Here is a 20,196-nt window from a genome sequence, read left to right as displayed (position 1 = left end):
ATCACCTTGTGAAGCGGAAGAGGGCGGTTGCCGCCGTGTCGCCACAGTCCCCCAGTAACCCGAGCGTCTCGACCGACGACCAAGCCGGGAAGAACCCCGCTGCCGCGTTCGGTCCGAACGAGTGGCTCGTCGACGAGATCTATCAGCAGTACCTCCAGGACCCGAACTCGGTAGACCGAGCCTGGTGGGACTTCTTCGCCGATTACAAGCCAGGTGCTCCTGTCACCCCGGCTGCGGCGGGTACTGCGGCCGCGGGGGCCGCAGGGACCACCACGGCCCCTCAGCCCCAGGCCGCGCCCGCGCCGGCTCCCGCAGCCCCGGCGGCCCCGAAGCCCGCCGCCGCTCCGGCCCCGGCTCCCGCAGCCCCCGCGGCGAAGGCCGCGGCCCCCGCCCCGGCCAAGCCGGCGCAGCCCGCACAGGCGCCCGCTCAGCCGAAGCCCACGGCCGCTCCCGCCGCCCAGGCCCCCGAGGGCCCGGAGCTGATCACGCTGCGCGGCCCGGCCGCCGCGGTCGCGAAGAACATGAACGCCTCGCTGGAGCTGCCGACCGCCACGTCGGTCCGCGCGGTCCCGGTGAAGCTGCTGTTCGACAACCGGATCGTCATCAACAACCACCTCAAGCGCGCCCGCGGCGGGAAGATCTCCTTCACGCACATCATCGGGTACGCGATGGTGCAGGCCATCAAGGCCATGCCGTCGATGAACTGGTCCTTCGGCGAGAAGGACGGCAAGCCGACCCTCGTCAAGCCGCCGCACGTCAACCTCGGCCTGGCCATCGACCTGGTGAAGCCCAACGGCGACCGCCAGCTCGTCGTGGCCGCCATCAAGAAGGCCGAGACGCTGAACTTCTTCGAGTTCTGGCAGGCCTACGAGGACATCGTCCGCCGCGCCCGCGACGGCAAGCTGACGATGGACGACTTCACCGGCGTCACGGTCTCCCTGACCAACCCCGGCGGCCTCGGCACCGTCCACTCCGTGCCGCGCCTGATGCCCGGCCAGTCCGTGATCATGGGCGTCGGCTCCATGGACTACCCGGCGGAGTTCCAGGGCACCAGCCAGGACACCCTGAACAAGCTCGGCATCTCGAAGGTCATGACGCTCACGTCGACCTACGACCACCGGGTGATCCAGGGCGCCGCCTCCGGCGAGTTCCTGCGCCAGGTCGCGAACCTGCTGCTCGGCGAGAACGGCTTCTACGACGACATCTTCGAGTCGCTGCGGATTCCGTACGAGCCGGTCCGCTGGCTGCGTGACATCGACGCCAGCCACGACGACGACGTCACCAAGGCCGCCCGCGTCTTCGAGCTGATCCACTCCTACCGGGTCCGCGGCCACGTCATGGCCGACACCGACCCGCTGGAGTACCGCCAGCGCAAGCACCCCGACCTGGACATCGTCGAGCACGGCCTCACCCTGTGGGACCTGGAGCGCGAGTTCGCCGTCGGCGGCTTCGCCGGCAAGTCGATGATGAAGCTGCGCGACATCCTCGGCGTGCTGCGCGACTCGTACTGCCGCACCACCGGCATCGAGTTCATGCACATCCAGGACCCCAAGCAGCGCAAGTGGATCCAGGACCGGGTCGAGCGCGGCCACTCCAAGCCGGAGCGCGAGGAGCAGCTGCGCATCCTGCGCCGCCTGAACGCGGCGGAGGCCTTCGAGACCTTCCTGCAGACGAAGTACGTCGGCCAGAAGCGCTTCTCGCTGGAGGGCGGCGAGTCCGTCATCCCGCTGCTCGACGCGGTGATCGACTCCGCCGCCGAGTCCCGCCTGGACGAGGTCGTCATCGGCATGGCCCACCGCGGCCGCCTGAACGTGCTGGCCAACATCGTCGGCAAGTCGTACGCGCAGATCTTCCGCGAGTTCGAGGGCAACCTCGACCCGAAGTCGATGCACGGCTCCGGCGACGTGAAGTACCACCTGGGCGCCGAGGGCACCTTCACCGGCCTGGACGGCGAGCAGATCAAGGTCTCGCTTGCCGCCAACCCGTCCCACCTGGAGACGGTCGACCCGGTCATCGAGGGCATCGCCCGCGCCAAGCAGGACATCATCAACAAGGGCGGGACGGACTTCACGGTCCTGCCGGTGGCGATCCACGGCGACGCGGCCTTCGCGGGCCAGGGCGTGGTGGCCGAGACCCTGAACATGTCGCAGCTGCGCGGCTACCGCACCGGCGGCACGGTCCACATCGTCATCAACAACCAGGTCGGCTTCACCGCGGCCCCGGAGTCCTCGCGTTCCTCCATGTACGCGACGGACGTGGCCCGCATGATCGAGGCCCCGATCTTCCACGTGAACGGCGACGACCCGGAGGCCGTGGTCCGCGTGGCCCGTCTGGCCTTCGAGTTCCGCCAGGCGTTCAACAAGGACGTGGTGATCGACCTCATCTGCTACCGCCGCCGCGGTCACAACGAGTCGGACAACCCGGCCTTCACCCAGCCGCTGATGTACGACCTGATCGACAAGAAGCGCTCGGTGCGCAAGCTCTACACCGAGTCCCTGATCGGTCGCGGCGACATCACCCTGGAAGAGGCCGAGCAGGCCCTGCAGGACTATCAGGGGCAGCTGGAGAAGGTCTTCACCGAGGTTCGCGAGGCCGTCACGGCCCAGCCGGGCACCGTTCCGGTGTCGGACCCGCAGGCCGACTTCCCGGTCGCTGTGAACACCGCGATCTCCTCGGAGGTCGTCAAGCGCATCGCCGAGTCCCAGGTCAACATCCCGGACACCTTCCACGTGCACCCGCGTCTGCTGCCCCAGCTGCAGCGCCGGGCGACGATGGTCGAGGACGGCACGATCGACTGGGGCATGGGCGAGACCCTCGCGATCGGCTCCCTGCTGCTCGAGGGCACCCCGGTCCGGCTTTCCGGCCAGGACTCCCAGCGCGGCACCTTCGGCCAGCGCCACGCGGTCCTCATCGACCGCGAGACGGGCGAGGAGTACACCCCGCTGCAGTACCTCGCCGAGGAGCAGGCGCGCTACAACGTCTACAACTCCCTGCTGTCCGAGTACGCGGTCATGGGCTTCGAGTACGGCTACTCGCTGGCCCGCCCCGACGCGCTCGTGATGTGGGAGGCGCAGTTCGGTGACTTCGTCAACGGCGCCCAGACGGTGGTCGACGAGTACATTTCGGCGGCCGAGCAGAAGTGGGGCCAGACGTCCGGCGTCACCCTGCTCCTGCCGCACGGCTACGAGGGCCAGGGCCCGGACCACTCCTCGGCCCGTGTCGAGCGGTTCCTCCAGCTCTGCGCCCAGAACAACATGACGGTCGCCATGCCGACCCTGCCGTCGAACTACTTCCACCTTCTGCGGTGGCAGGTGCACAACCCGCACCACAAGCCGCTGGTCGTCTTCACGCCGAAGTCGATGCTGCGCCTGAAGGCCGCCGCGTCGAAGACCGAGGAGTTCACGTCGGGTCAGTTCCGTCCCGTCATCGGCGACGCGACGGTGGACCCGGCCGCGGTCCGCAAGGTCGTCTTCGTGGCCGGCAAGCTGTACTACGACCTGGAGGCCGAGCGGGTCAAGCGCGGCGTCACGGACACCGCGATCATCCGTATCGAGCGGCTGTACCCGCTGCCGGGTGCCGAGCTCCAGGCGGAGATCAAGAAGTACCCGAACGCAGAGAAGTACCTGTGGGCGCAGGAGGAGCCGGCGAACCAGGGTGCCTGGCCGTTCATCGCGCTCAACCTGATCGACCACCTGGACCTCGCGGTCGGCGCGGACGTCCCGCACGGCGAGCGGCTGCGGCGCATCTCGCGTCCGCACTCCTCGTCCCCGGCCGTCGGCTCCGCGAAGCGGCACCAGGCCGAGCAGGAGCAGCTGGTGCGTGAGGTGTTCGAGGCGTAGGCCTCCGGCGGTTCAGCCGACACGAAGGGCCCGGTGCCGAGTTCTTGCTCGGTGCCGGGCCCTTCGCCTGTTCACGGGGGTGGTCGAGAGCATGTGCGGCCGCCAGCCGTGTGGGATTGCTCGCGCGGTTCCCCGCACGCCTTTGGGGCGTCTTCAGCCCAGGTACGGCTCGAAGTCCCAGTACGGCCTGGTCCGTTGCCGGGCGGAGAGAGTGTGGGGGTGTTGTGCGCCCAGCGTGCGGGTGAGCCCCAGCAGCCCGTCCTCCTCCAGCTTTCCGGCCTCCTCGTGCTCGCGCGCGGCCCGCAGATCGGCGGCGAGCGCGATCACGCAGGAGAGGGTCAGCGGATGCTCGTCGCCGAGCGTGTGCCGGGCCCGCCTCAGGGTGTCGCGGCTCAGCTCCACGGCGTCGGCGATACGCCCGTTGAAGTTGCGGGCGCTGGCCGCGTTGAGGGCGCAGCCGAGGACCCACGGGTGGTCGGGCCCGAGGGTGGCGGTGAGACCCGCGAAGGACGCCTCGAACATCGACATGGCCTCGGCCCGCTCGCCCGACACCTGCATCACCAGACCTGTGTTGGCGAGCATGCCGGTGGCCACGGGGTGGGCGGGGCCGAGGAGCACCCGGTAGCCGGCCTCGGCCTCTGCGATCAGTTCCCGGGCCCGGCTCAGATCCCCGTGTTCCCTGAGGTAGTTGCCGTAGCTGGTGAGGAACGCCAGCGTCCGGTAGTGCTCCCGGCCGTGCAGCTGGACCAGCTGGTCCAGGAGGGCGGCCATCGAGCGCCCGACGTCCTGAGTGAACCCGCCCTCACGGCGCCGGCCCATGGCCAGCTGGGCGCGAGCCTCCAGGGTCTGCGGGTGCTGCGGGCCGAGCACCTGGACATGCAGCCGGACCACGGGTTCCTGACGGGCCACGGCGTCCCGGTAACGGCCCAGCAGGCGCAGACTGTTGGTGACGGCGTTGCCCGAGTTGAGGGTGTTGATGTGCCGGGCGCGCAGGACGTTCTCCCGGCGGGCCAGCGTCTCGAGGTCGAGTTCGTACGCCTCCGCGTACCGGCCCAGCAGTCTGAGGCCGACGCCCAGGTTGTGCCGGGCCGCCAGCGTGGTGACCTCGTCGGAGCCGAGGAGCTGCGTGGTGCCTTCGAGCACCTCCTGCTGGAGGGAGTGCGCCTCGCCGTACCGCCCGAGGTGCCGCAGGCCGTTGGCCATGGCGCTCTTGGTGGTCAGCTCGGCGAGTTCGTTGCGCCGGGGAGCGGTCTGGAGACGCTCCAGAACGCGCCGGTCCAGTTCATAGGCGTCGCGGAACCGGCCGCTGGCCCGCAGGATGTAGCTCTCCTGGTTGGCGAGGTCGAGCATGGGCTGGGCCAGCGGGTCCATGGTGCGCGACCAGTGTTCGCGGATCTGCTGGGCGAGCTTGAGACCACCGCTGTACTCCCCGCTGCGGAAGCAGTACCGCAGACAGTTCAGCACGGTTTCCTGCACCCGGGGCTGATCACTGCCGAGGGCGCCGGAGAGTTCCAGGTGGGGCAGCAGCTCGGCGTAGCGGGGCCAGTTCCTGGAGTCCACCGGATTGCCCGGGTCGGCCTCCGCGAGCAGCGTGTGCACGGCCCTGCGGTGCACGGCGCGGCTGTCGTCGCTGATCAGCTTGGAGACGATGTCGTGGACGAGGCGGTGCATGTGGACCGACTCCTGGTGCGGGCCCATGTCGGCGCCGACGGGACCGCGGGTCTCGCGGGTCAGCACCGAGTAGTTGACCAGCGTGTCCAGGGCCCGGGTCCAGGCGGGCAGGTCGGTGGCCATCCAGCGCAGTTCCTCGGGCAGGTCGGCCTGCGGGTAGGCGCGGATCAGGCCGAGTGGGATGCGTCCGGGCGCGAAGGACGTACAGAGGCCGAGGATGTCGATGGCCTGCGGCTGGGCGCGGCGGAGCCGGTTGAGCAGTATCGACCAGGAGGTGATGGAGGACTGCGGGAAGCCGTCCCCGGTGACCGGCTCGTCGACGGTGGAGAGCCTGCGCTCGCGCACCATCCGCAGGTACTCCGGCACCTCCATGCTGGACTCGCCGAGCCAGGAGGCGGCCTGGACGAGGGGCAGCGGAACGTCGCCGAACTCGGCGGCGACCTCGTCCGCCTCGGCCGCCGTGATGTGCGGGGCGCGGCGCATCAGATAGCCGGTGGACTCCGCCCGCAGGAAGGCGGGGACCTCGAGGATGTCGGTGTGCTCGCTCCAGCCGCGGTTGCGGGAGGTGATCAGCACGTGTCCGGAGCCCTGCGGAAGGAGCGCGTTGATGCCCTCGGTGTCGTCCCAGCCGTCGAAGATCAGCAGCCAGTTGGCATGCGGCTCGCCCCGGCGCAGCGCGTCGCGCACGGCACGGATGCGCTCGCCGGGCTCGCTGCCGATCCCGAGCCCCAGTTCCACGGCGAGTTCACCGAACCGGTCGCGCTGGATGGTGCGGTCGTCGGAGTTGACCCACCACACCACGTCGTAGTCGGGGCTGAACCGGTGGGCGTACTCGGCGGCCAGCTGGGTCTTGCCGATGCCGGACATGCCGAGCAGAGTGCAGGCGGCGGCGCCGCGCTCGGCGTCGGCAAGTCGCTGGTGCAGTTCGGCCAGCAGGTCGTCGCGTCCGGTGAAGCGCGGGTTGCGGCGCGGGACCTCGCCCCAGATCTCGCAGCGGGTGTCGGGATAGCGGACGCGAGTGGTCGGAGGTCTGGGGGTGCGGAGGCGCTCCAGGCCCAGTCGGCCCAGTAGCCGTTCCTCGGCGCCTTCCTCGCCCATTCCCCACAGGCTGGCCGGTTCCAGGACTGCGGTGGCGGGCAGCAGGGGCCGGTTGGTGAGATTGACCGCGGTGAAGCGGTCGGCGTGGGCGGCGACGAAGCCGCGCAGGACGTCGTTCCACTCCCCGGCGGGGCGCGGGCCGAGTTCGAAGAACCAGTCGTCCAGGACGAGCAGTACCCGTCCGGAGGACAGCAGCAGGTCACCGAGGGAGTCCTCCAGCGGCACCTCGCGGGGCGGGTCCCAGCGCTGGAGGGTGACCCGGTGGCCGTGGCGCTCCAGGACTTGCGCGATCCAGGCCGCCCATGAGCGGTGATAGCCCGGGAAGACCACGAGGAAGTGCTCGGTCGCCCCCGTATCGCCCCCGCCCGTCCTGCGCTGTTCCGCCATGCGCCAACTCCCTGTTCCACGTCCGCCGCCGCCGTACGTCTGCCTGCGGCCCTTCCACCGGCCACCACCAGGTGCGACCGATCACGCACACAGTGTTACTCATGCCACCGGCTCGCCACGCCGAGCCGGGCGTGGGATCTGGCCATCTCACGGACGAACTGCCCACCCGCAAATGTCAGTTCATCGGATTCAAGGAGAATCGACAAGGCTTGGCCGACGTGCGCGCGGTGCTGGTCGAACTGTTCGGCGGCCCGCCGCCGCCAGACCCGTCCGGCCGTCGCCCCGCTCCTCGCCCTCCACCACAGGTCGCTCAGCGCCAGATGGGCGTATGCCCCGTGGAGGACGCCCGCCACGGGCCGCGCATCGGAGCGCCAGCCCACCCGGTGCACAGCGGCTCCACCGGTACGGCACAGCGGAACCAGCTCGTGCAGCGCTGCCAGCTTGGTGTGGTGCACCTCGTGGACCAGGGACTCCGCCAGGTCCGTGCCGCTCATCGGGAGCTGGGAGAGCATGGCGCCCGGCGCGGTCTGCAGGGTGGCGCTCATGGCGGGGCCGCCACGCCGGGGCGAGGCCAGGGGCACCACGGCCCGCAACACCGCACCGATCTCGGCGACACGCTCGGGATCCGTCGTCCGGAGTATCGCGTGGGCCTCCCGCCACCGCCGGGCCCACACACGGTGGGCGGAGCGCGGGCGCTCGGCCGGGGGCAACGCCCCGGGGCCGATGCCTCCGGGCGGCACCCGCTCGGGGTGCAGATCATCGAGTACGACGGCCCCGCCCGGAAGCGTGCCGAGGGCCGACCAGCCGCGCTGGGCCGGCCGCCGTGGCGCCGCCCACCTCGCTGCCGGGGCGTGCAGGGGCACGACGCTCCCGCCGCCGGGGCCGTCCGGGACCCGGACACTGCCGCTACGGCCGTCCAGGTGTGCGCGGCCCGCCGCCGGGTCGAGGACGCCGAGTCCGGGCAGCACGAGGAAGCCTGCGGCGGGCGGGACCGTCACCGTGATCCGGTGGCCCGCGCGGACGGCCGCGGCGGCGGCCAGGCCCCGGAACTGCGCGAGCTGTCCGTGGAGGGCGGGGCCGTCGGGCGCGGCAAGCGTCTCGGCCAGCCAGGCACCGGTCAGCGGGTAGTCGACGACCTCGCGGACCGCCCGGGCGTCGGTGCGCTCGGCCTCTTCCAGCAGGGCCCAGTCCGCCTCGAAGTCCTGGCGGGCCGGACCACCTGCGCGCTCCACCCGGACGGCGAGCGTTTTGAGCAGGAGCAGGCGTCGGGCGTGCAACCCTTCCGTGAGCGCGGCCAGGGCGGCCGGGCGGGGCCGGGTCCCGGCGAGTTCCGCGAGGGCATCGCGCGGCACGGACACCAGAGTCATCCCGGCCGTTCCTCACCCCGTAGCAGCTCCGTACGGGTGGCTGGAAACGAGCGGCCCGGCTGTTCCGGGTCTACGGGGCTGTAGTCCCCGCCGGTGTACCAGACTTCACCACTGCCTCGGGCCGACGCCAGGATCTCGTCGACGAGCGCCGTGAGCCCCGGATCGTCCATGGCGCGCAGAGTGTGCAGGTCCACACCGGTGAAGTCGGGCAGAAACACGGACCGGCCAGCTTCCTCGCCCGGGCCGACCGCCCCCTTCGTCCGCTCCGCCACGCTCGGCTCCTCCCTGCCCACGTCCGCCCCGCACGGCCGTCATGGCTGCCCAGTTCTTCCCGACAGGCCGGAGGCAGAAACCCCGGACGGCTCAACTCCGGTCAGCACCTGCCGGGTTGCTCCACTCCTGCGTCCAGGGCCACCAGGGCGGAGCCATCTGCCGCCACCGCTCCTCCGGCGTCCACTGTGCGTCAAGTGCCGTCAGCCGGTCCTCCGCCGTGCGGGTCAGCTCGACGTCGGCCCAGTCGACCTCCCGCAGCGCGCCGACGAGCCGGCTCCACTGCTCCCGGGCCGCCCGGAAAGCGCTGCGCGCCGCTCCCGGGCGTCCCATCAGGGCGAGCACCGCCGCGCTGCTGTGCCGGGCTCGGGCCGCCGTCAGCGAGCACGGATCGCCGGCGCGGGCCGCGTGTGCCTCCCGTTCGGCGTTCTCGTACGCCTGAAGCGCGTCCATCAGCACGGGCGCCCCGGCGTGGTGCCAGCCCTCCAGCCGTACACGCCCCAGCTGGAGCCACGCCTCGGCGCGTACGGCCGCGTCGGCCGCCACGCGCACCGCCTGGCCGAGCAGATGCCGGCTCTCGAACAGGTCGGGAAGGAAACCGAGGTGCCGGAACCGCTGGGCGAGCGCGCTGCCGACCAGGCCCTGGAGCCGGCCCCGTTGCGTGGAGCGCACCGGCAGGGCCTGCAGCGCCTCGCGCAGCACGTACTCGGCCCGGTCGACGATGCCGGCGCCGTCCGGTGCCGAGGCCCGCCGGAGCAGCGACTCGCCCCAGGCGGTGAGAAGTTCGCAGCGTGGGGTGCTGTCGGGCGGGGCGAGCAGCACGGCCCGCTCGTAGGCCGCGTCGGCCTCCCGCGCCTCCCCCGCCGCGTCGTGGAACGCGGCCCGGGCGGCGAGGCAGGGCAGCAGGAGCGTCGGATCGTCACCGGCCGCCCGCTCGGCCCGCTCCAGCGTCCGGCGCGTCTCCGCGTCGGCGGCCCCTGTGGCCCGCAGTGCCCGCACGAGATCGAGCAGCGCCGGGGCCCGTACGGCGTCGGTGGCCTCTTCGAGGTCCAACAGCGCACAGCCTTCCTTCAGTTCGGGCACGGCGGTGCCGGCCTGCCGCAACTTGAGCAGCATCCAGCCGCGCAACAACAGCCGGGCCCGGTGCACACCGACGGCCCAGGGGACGTCCTCGGCGTCGACGGCCCCTTCGCCCGTGCCGTCGGGCCCGGCCTGTCGCAGACGCACCCACGCGCGCGCTGCCTCTGCGAGCCCCGGCCACGGCGCACGATCCGGGTCGAGTACCTCCAGCGCGGCCGTCAGGAGCTCGTCCTCCCCCGTCAGCTGCCACAACTCCCTGCGTGAGAAGGCGATTTCGAGGGCGGCCTCGGCCTGTTCGCGGCTGTCGGCGGCTGCCGTCCCGTGCGCGACGGCGAGTTCGGTGACGGCCTCGCGGAGCAGTTCCTCGCGGCGGCCCGCGGCGCGTGCCGCCGCCGTGCCGGCCTCGGCGCGCAGCACGCGGCCGAGCAGCAGCCGGGCCCGTGCGGCGGAGACCTGGGCGGCGCCCGAACCGGTCACCGCCGTGCGGGCGAGGTCCCGGGCCTGCCGCAGCACTTCCGGGTCGCCGCGGCGCCGCCACTCCTCGAACAGCCTGCCGCCCTCGGTGAGCGGGTCGCGGGCGGGGCGCTCGGGCTGGTAGAAGCGCAGCACACGGGCGGGGACCCGGGCGAACAGCTCGGCCTCGACGCTGCCGCCCCCGCCCTGCGTCCCGGTGTCCTCGGGCAGCGGCCCGGCACCGCCGTCCGGGTCGTGGTCGGTGAGCCGCGCGGCCGCGAGCGCGGCGAAGTTCCGGGTGCCCCGGCCGAAGTGCCGCTCCACATAGGCCGAGCAGTGCTTGAGGACGAGTCCGGCGGTGTCCTGGTCCAGGGAGGACAGGAGCAGGTCCTGCACCCGGGGCGGGTAGGCGAAGCAGGGCTGCTCGGCGGTGCCCGGGAGCTGGGTCAGCAGCCCGCCGAGCAGCACCTCGGCCAGCTCCATGGGGCCGGTGTCGGGCAGCATGGCCCGCTGCACGAGCTGCATCACGGGCAGGGTGAGCGGGGCCGCGGCGAGGTAGACCGCGAGGCGCAGCGCACCGGGCGAGGCTCCGGCGCGGAAGGCCCGCAGCAGGTCGTCGTCGCTCGGCGGGCCGGCGCCGGCGGGCGCGGGCGGCGGGGCCGTGCCGGGGCCGGTGAGCGCGGCCCAGGCGCGCTCGCTGGTGGGGCCGGTGCCCGCGAGCAGCCGGGCGAAGGCGCCGAAGGCGTCCGGGGTGGGTGTGAGGACGGGCACCGGCCGGGCGTCGGCGGCCGGTTCCTCCCAGGGCTCGTCGTCGGGGATGAAGGTCAGGCGTCCGCCGGTCTCGGCGTCGCGCACCAGCAGTCCGGGTTCGGCGGGCAGCGCGGTACGGCCCCACAGGCGCGGCGGCAGCGGCTGGACGACGGCGAGCGGGGCGCCTCGCGGCCACCGGTGCAGCAGCCGCTGGGCGCTGCCGTTCTGCCACAGCAGGCCCACGCAGTCGCTGATGACGAAGGTGACCCGGCGGCCGGTGGGGTCGTGCAGCTCGTCGGCGGGGCGTAACCGGGTGCGCCGGCCGGGACCGGCGGTCGTACCGACCAGCGGGACGGCGGTGTCCCCGGAGTCGTCGGCGTACAGGTGGTGGACGCGGACCGAGGCGAACGCGCCGGACTGCTGGCAGGCCTGCCTCAGCTCCTCCACCATCCGGCCCCAGACGGCCATCGCGGGGCCGGTGTCCATGAGGAGCTGGACGTCGCAGCGCCGGCGGCGGCCGGGCCGGGTGACGGGGAGCAGGATGCCGCCCGCGGCGGCCCGGTCGGCGGTGGCCTCCTCGTCGATCCGCTCGTCCTCGGCGCGGGCGGAGGCGGTCCGGTAGCGGCCGAGGGCGCGCAGCGCCTGCTCCAGGCCGAGCAGCCCGGGCAGCGCGCCGGCGGCCGGGGCGCGCACGGGGAACGCGGCCGCGGCGCCTTCGGGCTGCGGACGCGCGGGGCCGGAGCTCGGGCCCGGCGTGGGCATGTGCAGCGGAACGGGGGCGGTGGAGTTCTCCGGGCGGGACGGACGCGGGCCGGTGCCGGGATCCGGCGGGGCGTGCGGGGCATCCGGCGGTTCCGGCGTCGGCGCGCCGTCGCCGAGGGGCCGGCCGGGCTCGGCCGGGGACGGGCCGGGGGTGTCGCGCGCCGGGCCGGTGCCGAGCCGCCGGGCCAGCCAGAGCGCGTCCGCCACGTCCTCGGCGGTGAGGTCGAGCCCGCCCTGGCGCAGCTTGCCGATCAGCTCGTCCAGACCCATGCCGGGCATCCGGCCATCACCTCGTACGGTCGAGCGGCTGCATGAGCATCTCGGCGATGCGCTCCCGGGTGAGGCTCTGGGCGCGCGGGTCGTGCCGGGTGAGGAAGAGGGCGTTGAGCAACTGGTCCGCGGCGAGCACCTCGCCCGGCTCGCGCTCCAGGAACCGCCGGATCAGCTCTCCGCCCGCGGCGACGCCCTCCGGACCCAGATGCGCCTCGACCATGGCGGTCAGCTGCTCCTCGCCGGGCGCCTCCAGCTCCAGCTGGATGCAGCGGCGCAGCAGCGGGGCGGGGAAGTCGCGTTCGCCGTTGGAGGTCAGGACGATCACCGGGAAGGCGGTGCAGGCGATGCGTCCGCCGTGCACGGCCACCCGGTCGCCGTCGTGGTCGAGCACCTCGACGACGGGTTCGCGGTCGGCCAGCCGCTCCAGCTCCGGGATCGCGAACTCCCCCTCCTCCAGGGTGTTCAGCAGGTCGTTGGGCAGGTCGAGGTCGCTCTTGTCGAGTTCGTCGATGAGCAGCACGCGCGGCTCGCCGGCGGGCAGCAGCGCGGTGCCGAGCGGGCCGAGCCGGATGTACGACCCGATGCCGGAGGCGCTCGCCGCGTCCTGGCCGCCGCCCCGGGCCCGCTCCAGCTGGACGTCCTGCAGGCGGCCTATCGCGTCGTAGCGGTACAGGCCGTCCTGGAGGGTCGTACGGCTGACGATCGGCCAGCGCAGCACTCTGCCGAGGCCCAGCTCGTGCGCGATCGCGTACGCCAGGGTGGACTTGCCGGTGCCCGGGTTGCCGGTCACCAGCAGCGGCCTACGCAGATAGAGGGCCGCGTTGACGGCGTCGACCTCGGCGGGCCGGGGAGCATAGCTCTCCACCAGCCGGCGGCGGACCCCGAGCCGGCGGGCGCTGCTCGGGTCCTCCGGGCCCGCCTCCCCGCTCTCCCGGGACGCCGCGAAGTCACGCCAGGGCGGCGGCGCCGGCAACCGCCGTACGCCGTCGTGCGGCTGACCCACTCCGCGGTAGATCCGCCAGTCGTTCACCTTGGGCTCCTCCCGGCTCTGGTGATCATGCAGCGGGTCCCGGTCGTCCGGCCTACGAGGCTACCGCCAGCGGGCCGTGCCTGCCGAGGTTCGGGGCGGCCGGCGTTCACTTCCGGCCGGACGAACGCCCTTGCGGACCGAGCGGATTGACGGCGTGTCCGCGGCCTGGCGGCGTGTTCCGCGCGCGGCCGGGTCAAGCGCCGGGCGCGGCCTGCGGCGGCGGCCGCATCGCCTCCGCGCCGAACGGCGGCCGCTCCGGCGGGTCGAAGAGCACGGCGATCTTGCCGCACAGCCCGTACCCGCGGGCGGCGTCCGCGTCGGCGAGGCGGATGCGCAGGTCACGCACCGGCCCGTGCAGCCCGCTCGCGTGCCGGGCCGCCTTCAGCAGGTCGGCGGCCTGCCGGTGGAACGCCCCGCACTCCTCGTGGTCGTGCCGGTCCCGGCGCCACAGCACCACCGAGTGCCCGGCCCGCAGCGCGTCATTCATCGCGGCCAGCCCCTCTCCGCCGCCGACCGGCCCGCAGTACACCGGTACGCCCTCGTCGGCCATCCCGGTCAGGGCGCCGTAGTAGGCGAAGCGGCCGCCGGGGCGCGCACCGGGCGGATGCCCGTCGGCCGCCGGCCGCCCGTGCAGCGTCTCGGCCGTGAGCGGCCCCTTGCGCACGCCGTTCCAGCGCCGGCGCCACTCCGGGGAGGGCGCCTGGGCGTTGCGGCGCACGTCCCGGACGACGACGGTCCGCCGCATCCCGAGCGGCATGGCCCGCTCGTCCACGAACTCGTCCTCGGCGTCCTCGTCGCCCACGGTCCCCTCCCCGCCGGGCGGTTCGGGCAGCAGCTGCCACTCGTCCACCGGCAGGTCGAACAGCCTGCGCGGCAGGAACACCTCGATGGCGGCCAGATGCTCGCCGTGATCACCCTGGCTCAGCGCCCGGGCCAGCGGCTCGCGCAGCACCCGCGCCAGCTCGTCGGCGCGCACGCCCCGGTCGTCGGCGGCGACCGGCGTGACGTCCCGGCCGTCGTAGATCAGCTGCACACTCCACGGATACCGGCCGTCGTACATGGGCGCGCCGACCTTGACCAGAACGTCGGTCCGGGCGGCGGGGGGTGCGGGGTGCTGTGGTGGGGGGAGCTCCGATACGAGGGGCCCCTCGCCCTCACGGGTGTCTGATGGGCCCTGGGGGCTGTCGATGGGGCCCTGTCGGTGGTCGATGGGCCGCTGGGGGTTGTCGATGCCCTCCAACAGGGCGCGGATGGCCTCGCCGACCGCCCAGTGCCGGTGCCCGGCGGCCTGTCCGGCGATCCAGGAGGTGAAGGCGCCGAGCCGCTCCGGGTCCACCTCGTCCGCCCGCTCCCACGCCGTCTTGCGGGCGACCTTCGCCGCGTACAGCAGGACGGCGTCCAGATCGACCAGCGTGCCCCCGCCGCCCGGCTGCAGGGTCCGCAGCCCGGACAGCAGCCCGGCGCCCTCGCGCCAGGTGCGCACGTTGCGCAGCACCAGCGACAGCAGGCGCTCGCCGCGCACCTGCTCCTTCACGTCCTCCACGAGGTGCACCACCTCGCCCGCGCCGGCCGGCGGCGGCAGGTGCGCGAGATGGCCGTACAGCCTGGTGCGCAGTTCGGCCCCGATCCCGGTGACCGAGGGCGCGTGCCCGGGCAGTTCGGCCTGGAAGGCGGTCCAGTCGGGGTACGCCGGGAAGGGTGCGGAGAGGGAAGAGTCCTCGAGGCGGCGCAGGTGATGCAGGTCGTGCGCGCGCAGCACCTCGCGGACCGTGCGGCCCCCGTCCCTGAGGTCGAGCAGTTCGGACAGCGCGGTGACCGGAACGGCCACGCCGTCCTCCGTCCGCCGCCCCTTGATCACGCCGATGACCGAGCCGTGCCTCAGGTCGAGCACGGGTCCGCCGGACAGCCCGCCGACCGGCAGGCTCCCGGTGAGCAGCAGGGCACGCGCGTCGGCGCCGGCGATCTCCCCGTCGCCGTGCCGGATGCCCAGCTCGCCGGTCTGCACGGACCAGCCGTAGAGGCCGACCGGGGTACGGGGGCCGGCCTCCCGGTCGGCCAGCCACAGGCAGGGCACGTCGTCGGCGCCGCTGACCCGGACGAGCGCGAGGTCGGGGAACGACCAGCGGTCACGCACCGCCTGCGCGGCCTCCAGGCCGGGAGCGAGGAGCCGGGCGGTGCCGGTGCCGGTGCGTTCCGCCCAGCCGTCGGCGCGGGTGCGCTCCAGCCAGGTCACGCTCATGGCGCTCTCCCCTCGGCACACCGCGGCTCCCCCCTTCCCCACGACATGGGCGCAGGTCAACAGCCAGCCCGGGGCTATGAAGAAGCCCGATCCCCAGTACGGGTCACGGTCCGTTGCATACCCGTCACCCGGTGCGCCGATGCGCGCGAGGGAGGGGCGCACCATCTCGGCGAAGGCGCTCATACGGCGCCGGAGGCCGGGGACCGCGGCGGTACGACCGTGCCGCCGGGCCGTGCGGGATCCGCGCCGTCGGCCACGGTGGCCGGTTCGGTCCAGGTCAGGGACACGGTCAGGGACGACTTGCCGCCGCCCTCCGCGATCGCGCTCACGATCTTGCCCGCCTGCGCCGTCAGTTCGATGCCGAAGCTGACGGAGACCTCGACGGGGGCCGGTGTGTCCAGACCGGCGCGCAGGGAGCGCACGACTCCGCCGACCGTGCCGGCGAGTCCGCCGGCCATGTCGATGACCCGGTCCCCGAGTGAGGTGTCCCGGTACTCCCCGCCGTAACCGCCCTCGTCCCCGTACCCGATCCTGGCCCAGACGACGGTCCCGTCGTCCAGCCGTATCCGCTCGACTCCGCCAGCCATGACGCCCCCGTTCGCCGATGGGAGAAGAAGGCTAACTCCCGGGAAAGGGGAGGGGGAGAGGCAACGAACGATACGGCTGGTGATCGCCGTACTCCCGCGCCATGGTCTGCGATGGGCTACTCGTCGTCCTCGTCGTCGAGCCGGGCGAGCCAGGTGGCCAGCCGCTCTACGGGCACCTCGAAGTCGGGGTTGAGATCGACGAACGTGCGCAACTGCTCGGCAAGCCACTCAAAGGTGACCTCTTGCTCGCCGCGCCGCTTCTCCAACTCCTCGATACCGCGGTCGGTGAAGTACATGGGGTGCGTCTCCTGCGTGAACATCCATGCCGGTGGTGGCTACAGACAGCGTATGCAACGTTTCGGGGCGGGCGGCGCGGGGTTCGCGCCGGGGGGCCGGGCCGTCGCCGCCGGGTGCGGGCCGGTGGTGGGAGGGTCGCGCAGTTCCCCACGCCCCTTCAGGGCACTCGCCGGCGCCGCAGCCTGCGGGCGGTCACACCCGCTCAGCTGCGGGCAGACGTGCCACTGAGCCGGCGCCCACCCACCGAGCCACCGGAAACCGTGCGCCGCTGCGGGCCGTCCGTAGCTGGCCCCGCAGCTCCCCGCACCCTTCGGGGCACCGCCCTGCCTAGCTGTGGACAGACGCGCCACTGAGGCGCCGCCCACCCGCCGAACCGCCTGAAACTCTGCGCGACTGCGGGCCGCCCGCGCCGGACCCGCAATTCCCCGCACCCTTCGGGGCACTCCGCACCGCCACCTTTGCGCAGCTGCGGGCAGACGTGCCGCGGGGGGCGGCGCCCCACGCACCGAGCCACCGGAAACCCTCCGTCACTACGGGCCACCCGCGGCCGGACCCGCGGCTCCCCGCACCCTTCGGGACACTCCCCCACCGCCACCCCTGCGCAGCAGCGGGCAGACGTGCCGCTGGGGCGGCACAGGTGGGCGCAGCGTTACCCCGGCGGTGCGGGCGAGCGAAACGTCCCTTGGCCGGCCGGGGCACCGGGCGCCTCGCAAATCCCGCCCAGCCGCAGCTCAGGGCATCCCGGAAACCGGCGGACCAGCGGCAGCGGACCCGCAACGCACCCCGGCGCACGTGGTCACCCGCGCCCGCGCACGCCTTCGTACGCCATCCCCAGCGCCCCGTGCGCCAGCAGCAGCGCCCCCGCCGCCACCCATCCCGCGCTCCGCCGCCAGATCCCCCACACGGTGACCGGCACCCCCACCCCCACCTGGACCATCCCGAGCCACCGAGCCCGCGGATCCCCCGACCCCGGCACCCACACGCCAAGCCCTCCGCCGCCCCCGCCCGTCTCGCCCGGCCCGGACTCCGCCCGCGCTGCCTCCCGCCACCCGGTCCCCTCGACCCACCGCACCTCGCCCGGCACCCCCGCCGCGGCCTCCAGCAGCCGTTCGGCGCTCGCCCCCGGCACGAGCCCCGCCGGCAACGCCACACCCGCGCGCGTGAGGACCGTGATCAGCCCCCGCATCCGTGCCGGCCCGTCCGCGTCGGAGTCCACCGCCGTCAGCCCGTCCAGGGCCTGCACGTCCAGCACGGGATCCAGCCCCAGCCGAGCCGCGAAGGTGTGCATCGCCTCGGCCTCGCCCGCCGGCGTGCCGTTGGCCAGCCAGACGTACGCGACGGGACGGCGGAAGCCGGACGCGAGGGTGTAACCGACACGGTCGGCGTCCCACCACAGCGCGAGCACGGGCCAGGAGGACCCGACGGCGAGCGCGGAGGCCCAGCCGGTGAGCACCCGGTCGACCGGTTCGCCCCCCGTACCGCTTCCCCGCCACGGACTCCCCTCCGGCACCAGTACGGTCCACCGCTCACCCGCATGCGTGATCGCCATCCGCTCGCGCAGCAGCGGGGCGAGAAGCGCGACGGACTCCGGCTCGGCCCGGCACAGCAGCAGGGCCCCGGTGGCGGGGACGGCCCGGTATCCGCCCCGAAGCGCGTCCGTCGGCATGCCAACACGCTAGGCAGTTCGCCCGCATCGCGCCCGATATGACGCATACGCACTCACGCGAAAGGGTGCCTTGACTTCCGGCGGCCACGATATATCGTGTTTCTCAGAGGACGCGATATGGCGTGTCGTCCGTGCCCGGCCCTAGGAGGTCTCCCATGCCCGAGTGGTCCGTCAACGAGCCCCAGAAGCTGACCTTCGACTCCCGCGTGAGCGACCTCCAGGTCCGCATCGTCAACGGAACGGTGAACGTGGTGGGCACGGACGAAGGTTCCGCCCGCCTGGAGATCTCGGAGATCGAGGGCCCACCCCTGGTGGTCACCCAGCAGGGCGACACCCTCACGGTGGCGTACGAGGACCTGCCCTGGAAGGGCTTCCTCAAGTGGCTCGACCGCAAGGGCTGGCGGCGCAGCGCGGTCGTCTCCCTGGCGGTCCCCGCCGACACCCGCGTGGAGGTGGGCGTGGTCGGCGCCGGCGCGGTCGTCTCCGGCATCCGCGGCCCGGCGGTGGTCAAGGGGGTGACCGGCGACACGACCCTGGTCGGCCTCTCGGGCCCGGTCCGCGCGGACACCGTGTCGGGCAACCTGGAGGCCCAGGCCGTCACCGGCGACCTGCGGTTCAACTCGGTCTCGGGAGACCTGACGGTGGTCGCGGGCTCCGGCCGCTCCGTCCGCGCCGACTCCGTCAGCGGCTCCATGATCGTCGACCTGGACCCGGACGGCCCGACGGAGGTCAGCCTCACCAGTGTCTCCGGCGAGATCGCCATCCGCCTGCCACACCCGGCAGACGCCGAGGTGGAGGCGAACACCGCGAGCGGCACGGTCTCCAACGCCTTCGAAGGACTGCGGGTGCACGGCCAGTGGGGCGCCCACAAGATCACCGGCCGCCTCGGCGCGGGCACCGGCAGACTGCGGGCCACCACGGTCTCCGGCTCGATCGCCCTGCTGCGCCGCCCGCCGCGCGAGGACGACGAGGCGGACACCCCGTGGGAAGCCCGGCCCGCAGAGCCGACCGGCCCCGCCGGCCCCGCCGGGTCGCCACGGGACACCGCCCCCGCCGCCGGCGCCCCGGCCGCTCCGGGGGACAATTCCGTCTCCGGCCGGGGCGCCGACGCCTCCGGCGGCCCCGACGCCCCGGCCGACGGTACGACCGACAAGAAGGTGCTCTGACATGCCCCCCGTCTTCGCCCACGGGCGCCTCCGCCTGTATCTGCTCAAGCTGCTCGACGAGGCTCCGCGCCACGGCTACGAGGTGATCAGGCTCCTCGAAGAGCGCTTCCAGGGGTTGTACGCCCCTTCGGCGGGCACGGTCTACCCCCGGCTGGCCAAGCTGGAGGCCGAGGGCCTGGTCAGGCACACCACCGAGGGCGGCCGCAAGGTGTACTCCATCACGGACGCGGGGCGCGCCGAACTGGCGGACCGCAGCGGCGAGTTGGCCGACCTGGAAGTGGAGATCCGCGAGTCGGTCGCCGAACTGGCCGCCGAGATACAGGCTGACGTGCGCGGCGCGGCCGGCGATCTGCGCCGCGAGATGCGTGCCGCCGCGTCCGAGGCCCGCCGGGGCGCGAAGGCGGGCGGCGCCGCGGGCCCCTTCGGGGAGTACGGCGACCTCGGCGACAAGGAGGCCTGGAAGGCCGCCAAGGAGGAGATGCGCCGGGTCAAGCAGGAGTGGAAGGAGCAGGCCCGCCGCGCCAAGGACGAGAGCCGCCGGGCCCGCGAGGAGGCCCAGCGGGCCCGCCGCCAGGCCCAGGAGGCGCAGACACGGGCGCGGGCCCAGGCGCAGGAGGAGATGCAGCGCATCGCCCGCCAGGTCCAGGACCGCGTCCAGGACCACTTCGCCCAGGGCGACTGGCCGACGGGCGTCCGCGAGGGCCTGTCCGAACTCGCCCGGGAGCTGGGCGACTTCGGCAAGTACTGGGGCTCCCCCCGCACCCCCGGGGAACCGGCCGCGAAGCCCACCGCCGCACCGTCGGACGCGCACTACGTCTCTGCCGACGAGGAGTTCCCGGCCGAGTACGAACCCGCCTGGGCCCACGAGGACCCCACCGGTGACCCGGCCCGCGACCTGGACCGCCTCCTGGACCGCTTCCGCGACGACATCCGCGACGCGGCCCGCGACCACGGAGTCACCCCCACCCAACTCGGTGAGGCCCGCCGCCATCTGTCCACGGCAGCGGCCCACATCGCCGCGCTCCTGCGGACACCGAAGGCCTGAGCGGGGAGGCCGGCAACCGGTCGTGGGGAGCAAGGTCGGGCTCCCGTCCCGGGACGGAGCAGGACGAGCTGCCGCCCTGAGAAGCAGCAGGACGAGCCGCCGTCCAGGGGGATCAGGGCCCGCAGCCGGCCAGGGAGACCAAGCCGGCTGCCGACCCCGGGAAGGGCAGAACGACTGCCGGTCGAGGGAGACCAAGGCGGCTGCCGACCGCGGAGC

12 protein-coding genes are annotated in these 20,196 nt (G+C 73.5%); 3 read left to right on the top strand and 9 right to left on the bottom strand.

All coding sequences use genetic code 11. The features are described 5' to 3' along the window. Positions 1–35: 35 nt before the first annotated feature. Positions 36–3,839 (top strand): multifunctional oxoglutarate decarboxylase/oxoglutarate dehydrogenase thiamine pyrophosphate-binding subunit/dihydrolipoyllysine-residue succinyltransferase subunit, encoded by a 3,804-nt coding sequence (locus ACQPXS_RS30510; RefSeq protein ID WP_433452455.1) that lies wholly within the window; start codon positions 36–38, stop codon positions 3,837–3,839. A gap of 153 nt (positions 3,840–3,992) precedes the next feature. Here the strand turns inward: ACQPXS_RS30510 and fxsT are convergent, their stop codons facing one another. From fxsT to ACQPXS_RS30465, 9 genes are all read right to left on the bottom strand, one after another. After that, positions 3,993–6,995 carry an FxSxx-COOH system tetratricopeptide repeat protein gene (fxsT, locus tag ACQPXS_RS30505; protein ID WP_433452454.1) on the bottom strand — a complete coding sequence of 1,001 codons (3,003 nt, stop codon included), beginning with the start codon at positions 6,993–6,995 and terminating at the stop codon, positions 3,993–3,995. Between the two features lie 95 nt (positions 6,996–7,090). Further along, entirely contained in the window at positions 7,091–8,362 is a 1,272-nt protein-coding gene (locus ACQPXS_RS30500) for an aKG-HExxH-type peptide beta-hydroxylase (protein ID WP_433452453.1), read from the bottom strand. Continuing rightward, complete coding sequence (locus ACQPXS_RS30495; RefSeq protein ID WP_356315080.1) at positions 8,359–8,634, bottom strand: hypothetical protein; 276 nt, start codon at positions 8,632–8,634, stop codon at positions 8,359–8,361. The genes ACQPXS_RS30500 and ACQPXS_RS30495 overlap by 4 nt, the downstream gene beginning before the upstream one ends. Before the next feature lie 91 nt (positions 8,635–8,725). After that, positions 8,726–11,956 carry an SAV_2336 N-terminal domain-related protein gene (locus ACQPXS_RS30490; protein ID WP_433452450.1) on the bottom strand — a complete coding sequence of 1,077 codons (3,231 nt, stop codon included), beginning with the start codon at positions 11,954–11,956 and terminating at the stop codon, positions 8,726–8,728. 7 nt (positions 11,957–11,963) lie between these two features. Beyond that, positions 11,964–12,980 carry an AAA family ATPase gene (locus ACQPXS_RS30485; RefSeq protein ID WP_351799634.1) on the bottom strand — a complete coding sequence of 339 codons (1,017 nt, stop codon included), beginning with the start codon at positions 12,978–12,980 and terminating at the stop codon, positions 11,964–11,966. Between the two features lie 193 nt (positions 12,981–13,173). Continuing rightward, a complete protein-coding gene (locus ACQPXS_RS30480) occupies positions 13,174–15,384 on the bottom strand; it encodes a trypsin-like peptidase domain-containing protein (RefSeq protein WP_433456020.1) in 2,211 nt (736 codons plus the stop codon). 14 nt (positions 15,385–15,398) lie between these two features. Then, entirely contained in the window at positions 15,399–15,806 is a 408-nt protein-coding gene (locus tag ACQPXS_RS30475; RefSeq protein ID WP_433452448.1) for a CU044_2847 family protein, read from the bottom strand. A 116-nt stretch (positions 15,807–15,922) separates the two neighbouring features. Next, positions 15,923–16,102 (bottom strand): DUF6104 family protein, encoded by a 180-nt coding sequence (locus tag ACQPXS_RS30470; protein WP_046418474.1) that lies wholly within the window; start codon positions 16,100–16,102, stop codon positions 15,923–15,925. A gap of 797 nt (positions 16,103–16,899) precedes the next feature. After that, positions 16,900–17,769 carry a hypothetical protein gene (locus tag ACQPXS_RS30465; protein ID WP_433452446.1) on the bottom strand — a complete coding sequence of 290 codons (870 nt, stop codon included), beginning with the start codon at positions 17,767–17,769 and terminating at the stop codon, positions 16,900–16,902. 155 nt (positions 17,770–17,924) lie between these two features. Here ACQPXS_RS30465 and ACQPXS_RS30460 point away from each other — a divergent pair, with 155 nt between their 5' ends. Together ACQPXS_RS30460 and ACQPXS_RS30455 are read left to right on the top strand one after the other, a co-directional pair. Next, positions 17,925–18,935, top strand: a complete 1,011-nt coding sequence (locus ACQPXS_RS30460) for a DUF4097 family beta strand repeat-containing protein (protein WP_433452445.1) — start codon at positions 17,925–17,927, stop codon at positions 18,933–18,935. A gap of 1 nt (position 18,936) precedes the next feature. After that, positions 18,937–19,980: a helix-turn-helix transcriptional regulator gene (locus tag ACQPXS_RS30455; RefSeq protein WP_433452443.1), complete on the top strand. Its 1,044-nt coding sequence runs from the start codon at positions 18,937–18,939 to the stop codon at positions 19,978–19,980. The last annotated feature ends 216 nt before the right edge of the window (positions 19,981–20,196 follow it).

Source organism: Streptomyces sp. CA-142005 (assembly GCF_050942335.1).
In the GTDB taxonomy this organism is placed as follows: Bacteria; Actinomycetota; Actinomycetes; order Streptomycetales; family Streptomycetaceae; genus Streptomyces.
The sequence above is the reverse complement of the archived record's forward strand: the minus strand, read 5'-3'. Positions and strand labels throughout refer to the sequence as shown.

Coding starts and splice junctions, on each gene's coding strand:
- fxsT (WP_433452454.1), bottom strand. CDS start 6,995: ATGGCGGAACAGCGCAGGACGGGCGGGGGCGATACGGGGGCGACCGAG.
- ACQPXS_RS30500 (WP_433452453.1), bottom strand. CDS start 8,362: ATGACTCTGGTGTCCGTGCCGCGCGATGCCCTCGCGGAACTCGCCGGG.
- ACQPXS_RS30490 (WP_433452450.1), bottom strand. CDS start 11,956: ATGCCCGGCATGGGTCTGGACGAGCTGATCGGCAAGCTGCGCCAGGGC.
- ACQPXS_RS30480 (WP_433456020.1), bottom strand. CDS start 15,384: ATGGTGCGCCCCTCCCTCGCGCGCATCGGCGCACCGGGTGACGGGTAT.
- ACQPXS_RS30475 (WP_433452448.1), bottom strand. CDS start 15,806: ATGGCTGGCGGAGTCGAGCGGATACGGCTGGACGACGGGACCGTCGTC.
- ACQPXS_RS30470 (WP_046418474.1), bottom strand. CDS start 16,102: ATGTACTTCACCGACCGCGGTATCGAGGAGTTGGAGAAGCGGCGCGGC.
- ACQPXS_RS30465 (WP_433452446.1), bottom strand. CDS start 17,769: ATGCCGACGGACGCGCTTCGGGGCGGATACCGGGCCGTCCCCGCCACC.
- ACQPXS_RS30460 (WP_433452445.1), top strand. CDS start 17,925: ATGCCCGAGTGGTCCGTCAACGAGCCCCAGAAGCTGACCTTCGACTCC.
- ACQPXS_RS30455 (WP_433452443.1), top strand. CDS start 18,937: ATGCCCCCCGTCTTCGCCCACGGGCGCCTCCGCCTGTATCTGCTCAAG.